An 11,801-nucleotide genomic window follows, 5' to 3' on the forward strand; every position below is an offset into this window, starting at 1 on the left:
AAAGTTGAGTGTTATTTGTTAGGTGACTCACCTCCTATCGCTGTCGCTTTAATATTGAATACTAGGCTGTACATCACTGGCAGTACTATGAGTGTTAACAGTGACGCAAAACCGAGACCGAAAATAATCGTTATCGCCATTGAACCGAAAAAGGCGTCTGAGATCAGTGGGATCATCCCGAGCATAGTGGTTATCGCTGCCATCATGACGGGGCGCACACGGCTGACACAGGAGTCGACCAAGGCGAAATAAGCGGGTTTGCCTTCACTGAGTTCGAGGTTGATTTGATCGACCAAGACGATACCGTTTTTAATCACCATACCCGACAAACTCAGCAGGCCGAGTAGCGCCATAAAGCTGAAAGGGGCGTCGAATAACAAGAGTCCCGCAGACACCCCAATCAGGGCCAAGGGCACAGTAAACCAGATCACTAAGGGCTGACGCACTGAGTTGAACAGGAATACGGTGATCAAGAACATCGCCAGATAACCCATGGGAATCGAGCTGAATACCGCGGTTTGCGCTTCGCCTGCGGTTTCAAATTCACCGCCCCATTCCAAGTGATAACCTGCGGGCAGGCTGATCGCTTCGACCTTGTCTTTTACTTTACGCAGTACAGAGTCGGCGGTTTCATCACTGCCAAGCTTAGGATCGGCCATCACAGCGAGCATACGCATACGATCTCGGCGCATCACCAGCGGGTTTTCCCACTCAGTGTTAAAGCTACTCACCACTTGGGTGGCAGGCACAAAGGTGTTGTGTTCGCTACTCCAAATTTGCAACTTCCACAGGCTGTCGGCCTGCAAACGTTCTTCGGCGGGCGCTCTGGCGACGATGGGCAACAAGTGGCTGGTTTCTCGGTATAGACCAATTTGTTTACCGCTAAAGTTAACCAATAGGGCATTGTCGAGATCTTGCTTACTGATCCCCGTTTCCCGCGCTTGGGCATTTTCCAGTTGCGGACGGATCAAGGGCACTTGATTACGCCAGTTGTGACGTATGCCATCCATGCTCGGTTCGGCGTGGAAAATGGCCTCGGCTTGGGCGCCTAAAGCGCGCAGCACTTCAGGATTGTCGCCGTAGAAGCGTGCCTCAATTTTGGCTGCGGGCGACGGGCCGTTTTCCATGTTTTTCAAGCGATATTGTGCCTGTGGGAAACGTTGATTTAACAAGGTTTCTAACTCTGGCATATAGGCTTTAACGGCGGCTAGATCTTGCATTTCGACTATCAACTGGGCAAAGGCGGGATAGCCTTTCTCTGGTTGATAAGGCAGGACGAAACGCTGCGAGCCTTGGCCGATAACGCTGGTTAAGTGTTTTAGCCCTATATCTTTTTGCTCGTTCTGTTGCAGTAACTGGCGCTCAATATCGGCAGTAAAACGTTCGGTCGCCTTAATGTCCGTGCCCTCTGGCATCCAGATATCCACAAAGAAAATCGGCGTGTTAGAGGCAGGGAAGAACACATTCTTGATATGACCAAAGCCCACCACAGCGCTGAACAGCATGGCTATAACCAGCAGAATACTCACCAATCTAAAGCGCAGCGCTAGGGTTAAACTTGCGCGATATAAGCTGAAGAACCAGCCCTTGTAGGGGTCTTGGGCTTCTTCATCGCTCGGCGCATCCTTAAATAACAGATGGCAGAAGAACGGCGTTAAGGTGATGGCGGTTATCCAGCTGATAAACAGCGAAATCATCAACACTTGGAATAAAGAACGGCAGAATTCACCTGCGGCATTTTGCGATAAGCCAATGGGCGCAAAGGCAATAATGGCAATGACAGTCGCGCCCAATAGCGGCCACTGGGTTTGAGCGACAATTTGCTTCGCCGCTTCGAGGCGAGTTTTACCACGGCGCAGGCCAATCAAAATACCTTCGGTGACCACAATCGCGTTATCAACCAACATGCCAAGGGCGATAATGAGTGCGCCGAGGGAGATGAGTTGCAGCTCAATCCCCAGCACTTTCATCACGATAAAGGTACCCAGAATCGTCAGCAGTAAGATCAGACCCATCAACATACCCGAGCGCAGCCCCATAAACAGCAGGAGCACGGCGATCACGATAGCAATGGATTCTAATAAGTTGATTAAGAAGCCGTTGACTGTCTCATCGACCGCCTGACTCTGGTTGTAAACCGTCGCTAAATTCATGCCGATTGGGCGTTGGGATTCAAGCTCGGCTAAGCGGTCACTGACCTTTTGTCCGACTTCGACCACGTTCACGCCACTAGAGAAAGAAATCCCCAGTGATAACGCCGCTTCGCCCTTATTGTGGTAAAGCACATTCGGGGTTTCGTCGTAATCCTTTTCAATATTAGCAATGTCGCCAAGGTAAATTAGCTCAGTGCTACCCGGTGGGCTCACAATCAAGCGCGCCAGATCCTGCACATTGCTAAATTCGCCCGTGGGATGAATGCGGATACGGTTATCACCAATCACTAAGCTGCCCGCGTTAGAGACCACGTTTTGATTGTTCACTAAACCATAGATATAGCTTTGATCTAACCCCAGTGCCGACAGCTTTTGCTGGGAGATTTCAATCACCACTTGCTCGGTGACGCTGCCTGCAACTGAAACTTTTTTCACCCCGGGCACGAGCACGAGTTCGCGACGCAGATAGTCGGCGTAATTGCTTAACTCGCGGTTGCTGTAATCAGGCCCAGAGAGATTAAATAAAATGCCATACACATCGCCAAAGTCGTCCATCACCTGCGGCGCGGTTGTACCCGGTGGCAAGATGCCCGCCGTGTCGTTGACCTTACGACGCACTTCATCCCACACCTGTGGCAGGGTGGTTTTGTCGTAGCTTTCTTTAATCTCAATTTGGATTTGTGACAGGCCCGCACTGTTAATCGAGGTCACATGCTTAATGGCATCGAGTTGCTGCAGGGCATCTTCGAGCGGCAGTGTGACTTCTTCTTCAACTTGCTCAGGTGATGCGCCGGGGTAAGCCGTGATCACTAGGGCTTCTTTAATGGTGAATTCGGGGAATTCTAATTGCCCCAAACCAGTAAAACTCACGCCGCCACCCACGAGTAGCAGCAACACAAACATCCAACTGATGACTTTGTGGCGTATCGAATACTCTGCAATGTTCATCAATTACACTCCACGCTGCCAGCGTAGTGGTTTGACTTTCATGCCAGCGGATAATTGAGACACCCCAGCGCTGACGATAAGATCGCCCTTGTTGATACCCGTTAAAATCTCAACGCCTTGGTTACTCACGCGTCCTAGGGTCACCATAGTGGGTTTGACTTCACCTGATTGGGTTTGATAAACCCACACTTGCACTTGGCCATCTTGATCGCGTTTATCGATGGCGGTCACGGGCACAATACTGGATGCAAGGGTGCTTGGGTCTTTAACTAAGGCTAAGGTTAACTCGGCGCTCATCCCAGGAAGTAATTGAATATCTTGGGGTTGAGGCAATGAAAACACCACTTCATAGGCTTGAGTACCTGGGGTGACTTGGGTGGAGTATTCTTTAAATTTGGCGTCGAAACTCTGCTCGGGAAAGGCGCTAAAACGCACCTTAGCGGTAAAGTGAGCTTGATCGGTATATTGCTTCAACCCCGCCGCCATCGCCTCGGGCACTTGAATGCTCACATCGAGCAAGTTGTTGTTTTGCAGTGTTAACACCCCTTGATTGGCCTGCACGATTTGGTGGTTATCCACTAAACGTTTAGCAATCGTGCCGCTAAAGGGCGCGGTTAAGCGGGTGTAACTCAGTTGGTCGCGCGCTGCCGCAAGGGCGGCCTTGGCCGATTTGAGCTGCGCTTGAGTGCTATCAAACTCAGACTGTGAAATCAGTTTACGATTAAGCAGCTCGACCTTACGTTTAAAGTCGGCGGCTAACAGTTCGTGCTCGGCCTCACGGGTCATTAAGTTATTTTTGGCATCCCTGTCGTCAAGCTGGGCGAGCAGGCTACCTTGAGCGACTCTTTGGCCTTCGACTAATGTCAGTTCGGTTAATTGCCCTGAAATACGGAACGACAATTCGGCGCGGCTATTGGCGGCAACGCGGGCAGGAAAGGTTCTAAAATCTCCAGCTTCTACGTTGAGCACTTCAAACAGTTTAACCGGACGGACAGTGTCCACTTGTACTGAACTTTCCGCTGGCGAACAACCACTGAGCAGGGCTGGAAGCAGCATAGCCAGTGGCAAGAGTCGATATGATTTCATGGTGGCGATTTCCTAGTTAACAAGTTGTCAGCATTTCTGGGCGCGAAGATACCAGCTAAAGTAGTTGCAATAAACGGGATACTTTGGGATTATCAGTCCCACATAATGAGATTGAACTTAAGGTCAAAATGAAGACAGAGGACTTAGCGTTATTCCACAGAATTGCTGAAACCGGTAGTTTGATTGAAGCGGCTGATTTACTTAACTTGCCAAAATCGACTGTCAGTCGGCGTTTGCAAGCCTTGGAAGATGAGCTGAATATTAAATTGTTCCACCGCCAGAGCCGCTCCATGACGCTCACGTCTGCAGGTAGCCATTTCTATCAGCGCTCGCAAAACATTCTGGCCCAGCTCGATGAAACCCTATTCGAAATGACCAATGATGATGCTGAGATCAGCGGGCATCTGCGCATTCAAATGTTCCCCATCCATAGCATGAAAATCTTGATGCAAGCCATTTTCCGCTTTATGGATATGCACCCTAAACTCACCTTAGAGGTCATCAGCAGCTCAGAATCCGTCGATATGGTGAAACATAATCTCGATGTGGCCTTTGTGGTCGAGCCTGCGTTGGATACCTTAGATTTAGTGGTGCGGCCGATTTTTACCACTGACTTACGTTTTTACGCCAGTCCGCAATATTTAGCGGTACACGGCACACCTAAAACACCGAAAGAGATTGAAGCGCATAACGTGTCTATGTTCCGTTTATCCAACGGCAAAATTTTTAATGAGTTATTTATCGGTTCAGAACAAGAGGTGAGAGTCAGAGGCAATTTCTGCTCTAACAGTATTGAAGTGGCGGTTGAGTTTGGATTGCAAGGACGCGGTATCGTGTATGCGCCTGCTGAGGTCGTGGATGAATATGTGCAAACCGGTGAGTTGGTGACTCTGTTACCTGAAATCCAGCCCCACCAAGGCGAGTGTTTCTTAGCTTATCCATCAAGACGTTACGTTAGTTTAGCCTGTCGACGCTTTATCGACTACATAATGCAAGAGTTAGTGCCAAATGGCGTGCCGATCAACATGAGCGAGCAAGGCCCACGTCGATCCTGCAAAGCCTCTACGGGAGCGCTTTCAGACGACGTGTTGCGCTTTCCCGTTAAAAAATCAAGCTAGTTTACCCCTCGCGAATGGCGTTAGCGGTTGTGACCTTTGTCGGTTCACAGATCCGCTGCGCCAGCCAGTAACAGGCAATCCCCATAAAAATATTGGTTACAGGTAGCGCGAGCAGTAGGCCTTTAACGTCACCTATATAGGATCCCAAGGCCGCCAACGGCAGCATAAGTAGCACTAAGCGGCACAGGTTGATCACCAGTGAACTCATAGGTCTGTGGTAAGCATTGAGCGAGGTCGCCACAATAATTACTATGCCCAAAGGCCCATAGGCGCAGGGCAGCACTAAGATGTAAAAACTCAACCACTCGATCACCAGCGGATCGGTACTGAATAAGTGCGCGATAGGTTCAGCCAAAAAGATCAGTGGAATATAAAGTATGGTTTGGAAGATAAAGATAAATTTTATCGATAGCAGCAGGGCTTCTTTCGCCCTCTGTGGCTGGCCTGCACCTAAGTTCTGCGCGATAAAGGGCATTAAGCTCGACGATAGCGCCATCACCACGATTAATAGCACTGACTCTAAGCGAGTACCGGCACCAAAGGCTGCCACTGCACTGTGGTCGATATGCGCCAACATGGCCATGATAATGGCATTGGCTAACGGATTGATTAAATTCATTAAAGCAGCGGGTTGGGCGATATGGGCAAGTTTGGTCCAGTTGGCGCGCATTCTATCTATGTCAAACACTGTCCATTCAAGCATTTTGCGCCTGACAATCAACAAATATCCCGACAAAGATAAGGCCACCAACCAAGCGAACAGGGTTGCAATCGCGGCACCTTGAATTTCTAAACGTGGAAACGGCCCAATACCAAAGATCAACAACGGATCGAGGATAAGGTTGATGATTGCCGCCAGCGCCATAATCATCGCCGGCGAGCGGGTATCGCCAGTGGAACGTAAGCCCTGATTGCCCACCATCAACAACACCAGCAGCGGCGCACCGACATACCAGTAAATCATATAGTCGTGGATCAGCGGCAAGCTGTCATCGTTTGCCCCGAGTAAGCGAAACAGTGGCTCGATAAAAATGCTACCCAGAGCGGCTAAACTGGCAATCAAGCCAAAGGTCAGTAATAAGGCATCATGCAAGAATACTTTGGCCTTGTGGGCATTACCCGAGCCAATTAGTCGGCCTAAATTGGTCGAGACTCCAGCGCCAATACCAATGGCGATACTCGAGATCACTAAGGTCACCGGAAAGGTAAAACTGATGGCGGCTAAGGCTTCGGTGCCCAATTGGCTGATAAAAAAAGTGTCAGCGAGGCTGAAACCTAGAATGGTCATAATGCCAATTAAGTTGGGGAGGCTCATGTTGAGCAGTACACGACCAATTGGCGCGGTGAGCAGCCCGTGTCTGTCTTTCATGGAAAAATAGTGCCTTGTTAGCGAGCGGAGGCGAGATTCTAGCAGGATTGTGCGGACTTGAAAAAACCGACATCAAAAAATTGAAGTTTTTTTTATAAATGCCCTTGGATCTCGACACTATCAGCCCCATATCTCAGACAGCAAAAGAGCAGACTCAGGTGTCTGTTTTTTTAATCACAAATAGGCTCGATTGTAGGGCATCAAATCATTAGGAGAGTTCATAGATGAATATTCGTCCATTACATGACCGCGTAATCGTTAAGCGTCTAGAAGTTGAATCAACATCAGCGGGTGGCATAGTACTGACCGGTAGCGCCGCTGAAAAATCAACTCGCGGTGAAATCCTTGCTGTGGGCAATGGCCGTATCTTAGAAAATGGCACAGTTAAACCACTGGATGTCAAAGTGGGTGACGTGGTGATCTTCAATGAAGGTTACGGCGTTAAGAAAGAAAAAATCGACGGACAAGAAGTTTTGATCCTGTCGGAAGCTGACCTGATGGCAGTAGTGGGTTAATCCTCAGCATCAATTCGACATTCCAATTAATCATTAAAAATTTAAAGGATAATCAAGATGGCAGCTAAAGAAGTTGTATTTGGTAATGACGCTCGCGTAAGAATGCTGGCTGGCGTAAACATTCTAGCGAACGCAGTAAAAGTGACCTTAGGCCCTAAAGGCCGTAACGTGGTATTAGATAAGAGCTTCGGCTCACCACTGATCACTAAAGACGGTGTTTCTGTTGCCAAAGAAATCGAGTTAGAAGACAAATTCGAAAACATGGGCGCGCAAATGGTGAAAGAAGTTGCTTCTAAAGCCAACGACGCCGCCGGTGATGGTACTACTACTGCAACTGTACTGGCTCAAGCCATTGTAGTTGAAGGCTTAAAAGCCGTTGCAGCCGGTATGAACCCAATGGATCTGAAGCGCGGAATCGACAAAGCCGTTATCGCTGCTGTTGCTGAATTAAAAGCCTTATCACAACCTTGTGCAGATTCAAAAGCGATTGCGCAAGTTGCGACTATCTCTGCAAACTCTGACGAATCTATCGGCGAAATCATCGCTACTGCGATGGAAAAAGTCGGCAAAGAAGGCGTGATCACAGTTGAAGAAGGCCAAGCGTTAGAAAACGAATTGGACGTAGTAGAAGGTATGCAGTTTGATCGTGGCTACCTATCTCCATACTTCATCAACAAGCCAGAAACCGGCAGCGTTGAGTTAGACCACCCATTCGTACTGTTAGTAGACAAGAAAATCTCTAACATTCGCGAACTGTTACCTATCCTTGAAGGTCTGGCAAAAACCGGTAAGCCATTGCTTATCGTTGCTGAAGATGTTGAAGGCGAAGCATTAGCAACTTTAGTTGTGAACAATATGCGCGGTATCGTGAAAGTGGCTGCCGTTAAAGCACCTGGCTTTGGCGATCGTCGTAAGGCAATGCTGCAAGACGTAGCAATCCTAACTGGCGGTACTGTTATTGCTGAAGAAATCGGCCTAGAGCTTGAAAAAGCAACCCTGGAAGATTTAGGTACAGCTAAGCGTGTTGTGATCACTAAAGACAACACCACCATCATCGATGGTAACGGCGAGCAAACACAAATTGCTGCTCGTGTAAGCCAAATCAAACAACAAGTTGAAGAATCAACTTCTGACTACGACAAAGAAAAACTGCAAGAGCGTATGGCTAAACTAGCTGGCGGCGTAGCAGTGATTAAAGTTGGCGCAGCGACTGAAGTTGAAATGAAAGAGAAAAAAGCCCGCGTTGAAGATGCTCTGCATGCAACTCGCGCTGCGGTAGAAGAAGGCGTGGTTCCTGGCGGCGGTGTTGCTCTGGTTCGCGTAGCTTCTAAGATCGCTGAAGTTGAAGTATTAAACGAAGACCAAAAACACGGTGTGGTTATCGCACTGCGTGCAATGGAAGCGCCACTGCGCCAAATCGCCACAAACGCGGGTGAAGAAGCGTCAGTTGTTGCTAACACAGTGAAGAACGGTAGCGGTAACTTCGGTTACAACGCCGGTAACGACACTTACGGTGACATGTTAGAAATGGGTATCCTTGACCCAACTAAAGTGACCCGTTGTGCATTGCAATTCGCTGCGTCAATCGCAGGTCTGATGATCACAACAGAAGCTATGGTTGCTGAGATCCCACAAAATGCTGGCCAAGATATGGGCGGTATGGGTGGGATGGGCGGAATGGGCGGCATGATGTAATCTTACTGGTCTAAATCGGTGATAACTGCGTTGCTTCACCACTCGTTTAAGAAAGCTAAACGTCGTGGTAAAGCGCCTTGTTCTAACTCGATTTATCCTACGTAAGATACTTTGCTGGTCTGGAGCCTAAAAGCCTCAAACCAAAGTTCTTGTAAAAAAAGCCCCGATACTGGTAACAGTATCGGGGTTTTGTTTTTGCTCTGGCAACTTGGGTAAGTATTGGGTGTACTTACCTACACTTTTTGAAATTTAAGCACTGAAATCGTTACTAAAAGTGTAACATTGTATACTTTTGCTGGTGGTTAGATGGTTCCATCATTCTTGATTGCTTTTAAAAGAAAAATCAAAGTCGTGGGGCTTCACCCCACACCCGACCAAGGAGGACTGTTCGTCCTATCCTCCTTGGATGCTCCAAGACGCCCCTAACGGAGTTGAAAGCCCCTTGGGCATTTAGCGTCCTTATGCTATCGCGTCAGACGCTCGTCCTTGATTCGACTGACGCTATCTCGGCATCCATGCCTCGCTCACGCAACGAACGCAAATGCCCTACGGCAACTCCTAGGGGAGGGTGAACTTCTGTAATCTCGGTGTCGGCTGTTAAACCTAAAAGAGTTATCCTGTCCCATCTTTGTTCTTTAACCACAACACCTTTTAGAAAATTTAATAATGGGTGGCACGTTAAATTTGCGGTTAAACCCAAAAGAGTTATGCCTGTTCCATTTTCCCCTGATGGCTTTTATTCTGAGGTTTGCTTTAGCTTGAGTACAGACTAAAGCTGAATTATCTTATTGTTTTACAATAGATAGCAGGGGTCGTTTTTAATTGTCTAAATAAGGACATTATGGAAATTTCAAAAGCAATTATTCTGCCGCTGTTCTGTGTGTTTGTAGTGCCAGTATTATCGGTTTGGTCTGCGCAGGATGCAGCATGTTCTACACCGGAGGTTTGTTCGATAAAAGTACAGCTGCAAAAAAAACCTGATTATCTACTTCTCAGAGATCTGGCTGAAAAAGGCCCGATGGGACGTGAAGCTGGTTCTGTCGTCGCGGCATTATTGGACCATCCTGATTGGGCTATCAGAGAGAAGGCTGCCAGAGCACTTGGATTTATTGACTATCCAGAGGCAATTCCCTATTTGGGCAAGTTGCTTAATGATCCAGCCAATGCTGTATTAAGTTTGATAGCCGCTGAATCGCTTGGTCGAATCGGAGACCAGCGTGCAATAGACTTTCTTGAGCCAGTTGCAGAATCGCATTGGTTCCCTGCAGTTCGAAATGCTGCGAAAACAGCGATATTCAACATTGAGCATAATCGTCAGTACCCGAAGCAGCACCCGAATGCCAGTTTCGCTGATGTCTTTTTTGATTATTTGATGGTCGAAAATTACAGTACTCCAAGGCCCAAGTTATGTAGCGAATTGGCAGTTCCCTTTGCGAAGAATAATTTGTTTATAAAACGCTATCAAGATACTGAAAACAGTTCTCTGGCAGCTATTTCATATAGGGTTATCAGTCGTGGCTCCAATTCTTTGGAACAGACAAACCCGGACGCTATAGAGCGTTATACGATAGTTTTGGATGCTTCAAATCAGCTGACCCTGCCAGGAGTTCGATACCCACAAGAGCCAAATGTGGCATTAAAAGTCGGTGGCGGATGGTTGGCAGGCCTTAATCTTGGTGAGTGGGGCGGAGAACTGGTTTTTCTTTCAGACTTGGGGACATCTTCGCGCATCTTATCAGAGCCAATCGCGGACATTTTTCAATTGGGTAGCAGGAATATTGCCATTACCGATAGAATCGACGGGTTTGACATCATCTACGAAATAAAGCGCTCTGGCGACAACCAATGGTCGGCAACACCATGGCGGCGATTACCCGATTCTATGTTTGAAGCCAAAATACTTGCAAGCGGTGAGCTAATGGTAAATACGAACGTCGGAAGCCTGCAAATTTCAAGTGATGGCCAGATGCGAATGGCGTCTTGTAAGGCATATTACCCAATCAATGAAGATAAATAAGTGGAGAATTTAACGAGCCATTCATTGTTACGTTTTTATTGTTTTGGACTACTCACTCCGTATAACCATAATGCGTCTTTAGTGAAACCGATAGGAAAAGTGGTCTCGTGATAGGCGTCTTCGATGATGTCGTCTTTCACTTCAAGACTCAAATAGTTGCGCGAACGCAGCTTGGCGACGAACGCATTTTGCAAGCCTACCATGTCATTTTTGCTACCGTTGGCTGGCGTTTCCATCGCGGCAGTCGCAAAATTGATTTTGGCTTTTAAATCAGTATTTTTTGCGGCGAATTGTTTTTCTAGTTCGAAAAGATAACGGTCATGGATCCACAGCGACGGGCTCGTCAGAATATAATTTTCAAATAATTGGGGTTTAGTCAGCAGTGCTAAAACGCCAAAAGATCCCCCTAAAGATTGACCTGCAAGTGTTCTGTGGTTGGGCGTTGCTCTGTAATGAGTCTCCACAAATGGGATCACTTCCGACTCAATAAAGGTTAGGTAATTAAGCGCTTCACCCGTTTCAAATTTAACCCAATTTAACGAGCCATCCATTGTGAAATTTGCAGAGTGTATGCTTATAAAAAGGCATACAGATTACTTGATAGTTGGTTGGATTAAGCGCTGGCATGTAAGTGACCGTTGACGGCATGGCCGCTCTTCACATCCATGAAAATTTAATGGGCCACCCATTGTTAAATTTTATAAAAGGGATGGTGGGTATAATTCTGTTTGCTTTGCATGACTCGCGAGCAACACCAAATATAAAAGAGATACACCTTCCCCTGCGAAGTTGTCGAAATACGTAGATAAAAATGTCGTGGCGACATCATGGATGATGGCGCAGGCTCGGGGGGACAGGGATGTCCCATCTGAGCCGTTAGGCAATTTTTATTGGAGTATG

General features: G+C 47.6%; 8 protein-coding genes. 4 read left to right on the forward strand and 4 right to left on the reverse strand.

Translation table 11 applies throughout. The features are described from left to right. Nucleotides 1–11: 11 nt before the first annotated feature. Together BM607_RS08695 and BM607_RS08700 are read right to left on the reverse strand one after the other, a co-directional pair. Nucleotides 12–3,101, reverse strand: coding sequence for an efflux RND transporter permease subunit (locus BM607_RS08695; RefSeq protein WP_071938651.1), 3,090 nt, complete (start codon nt 3,099–3,101; stop codon nt 12–14). 3 nt (nt 3,102–3,104) lie between these two features. Next, on the reverse strand, nt 3,105–4,187 hold the full coding sequence (locus BM607_RS08700; RefSeq protein WP_071938650.1) for an efflux RND transporter periplasmic adaptor subunit: 1,083 nt from the start codon (nt 4,185–4,187) through the stop codon (nt 3,105–3,107). A gap of 128 nt (nt 4,188–4,315) precedes the next feature. Between BM607_RS08700 and BM607_RS08705 the strand changes: the two genes are divergently transcribed. Then, on the forward strand, nt 4,316–5,305 hold the full coding sequence (locus BM607_RS08705) for a LysR family transcriptional regulator (protein ID WP_071938649.1): 990 nt from the start codon (nt 4,316–4,318) through the stop codon (nt 5,303–5,305). 1 nt (nt 5,306) lies between these two features. Here BM607_RS08705 and BM607_RS08710 read toward each other — a convergent pair whose 3' ends face one another. Then, entirely contained in the window at nt 5,307–6,674 is a 1,368-nt protein-coding gene (locus tag BM607_RS08710; protein WP_071938648.1) for an MATE family efflux transporter, read from the reverse strand. Nucleotides 6,675–6,898: 224 nt separating this feature from the next. Here BM607_RS08710 and BM607_RS08715 point away from each other — a divergent pair, with 224 nt between their 5' ends. The 3 genes from BM607_RS08715 (at nt 6,899) to BM607_RS08730 (ending at nt 10,901) form a co-directional block, all read left to right on the forward strand. After that, the gene (locus BM607_RS08715; RefSeq protein WP_006086113.1) at nt 6,899–7,189 is read left to right on the forward strand and encodes a co-chaperone GroES; all 291 of its coding nucleotides are present in this window, start codon (nt 6,899–6,901) and stop codon (nt 7,187–7,189) included. A gap of 57 nt (nt 7,190–7,246) precedes the next feature. After that, nucleotides 7,247–8,884, forward strand: a complete 1,638-nt coding sequence (gene groL, locus BM607_RS08720; RefSeq protein WP_071938647.1) for a chaperonin GroEL — start codon at nt 7,247–7,249, stop codon at nt 8,882–8,884. Between the two features lie 841 nt (nt 8,885–9,725). Beyond that, the gene (locus BM607_RS08730) at nt 9,726–10,901 is read left to right on the forward strand and encodes a HEAT repeat domain-containing protein (protein ID WP_006086111.1); all 1,176 of its coding nucleotides are present in this window, start codon (nt 9,726–9,728) and stop codon (nt 10,899–10,901) included. A gap of 35 nt (nt 10,902–10,936) precedes the next feature. Here BM607_RS08730 and BM607_RS22125 read toward each other — a convergent pair whose 3' ends face one another. After that, nucleotides 10,937–11,452: an alpha/beta hydrolase-fold protein gene (locus BM607_RS22125; protein WP_249269574.1), complete on the reverse strand. Its 516-nt coding sequence runs from the start codon at nt 11,450–11,452 to the stop codon at nt 10,937–10,939. Nucleotides 11,453–11,801 lie beyond the last annotated feature (349 nt).

This window comes from Shewanella sp. SACH (assembly GCF_001887095.2).
Taxonomy (GTDB): domain Bacteria; phylum Pseudomonadota; class Gammaproteobacteria; order Enterobacterales; family Shewanellaceae; genus Shewanella; species Shewanella baltica.

What these genes read in the sequence shown, in the direction of transcription:
- BM607_RS08715 (WP_006086113.1), top strand. Translation starts at nt 6,899, where the DNA reads ATGAATATTCGTCCATTACATGACCGCGTAATCGTTAAGCGTCTAGAA.
- BM607_RS08695 (WP_071938651.1), bottom strand. Translation starts at nt 3,101, where the DNA reads ATGAACATTGCAGAGTATTCGATACGCCACAAAGTCATCAGTTGGATG.
- BM607_RS08705 (WP_071938649.1), top strand. Translation starts at nt 4,316, where the DNA reads ATGAAGACAGAGGACTTAGCGTTATTCCACAGAATTGCTGAAACCGGT.
- BM607_RS08700 (WP_071938650.1), bottom strand. Translation starts at nt 4,187, where the DNA reads ATGAAATCATATCGACTCTTGCCACTGGCTATGCTGCTTCCAGCCCTG.
- BM607_RS08730 (WP_006086111.1), top strand. Translation starts at nt 9,726, where the DNA reads ATGGAAATTTCAAAAGCAATTATTCTGCCGCTGTTCTGTGTGTTTGTA.
- BM607_RS08710 (WP_071938648.1), bottom strand. Translation starts at nt 6,674, where the DNA reads ATGAAAGACAGACACGGGCTGCTCACCGCGCCAATTGGTCGTGTACTG.
- groL (WP_071938647.1), top strand. Translation starts at nt 7,247, where the DNA reads ATGGCAGCTAAAGAAGTTGTATTTGGTAATGACGCTCGCGTAAGAATG.
- BM607_RS22125 (WP_249269574.1), bottom strand. Translation starts at nt 11,452, where the DNA reads ATGGATGGCTCGTTAAATTGGGTTAAATTTGAAACGGGTGAAGCGCTT.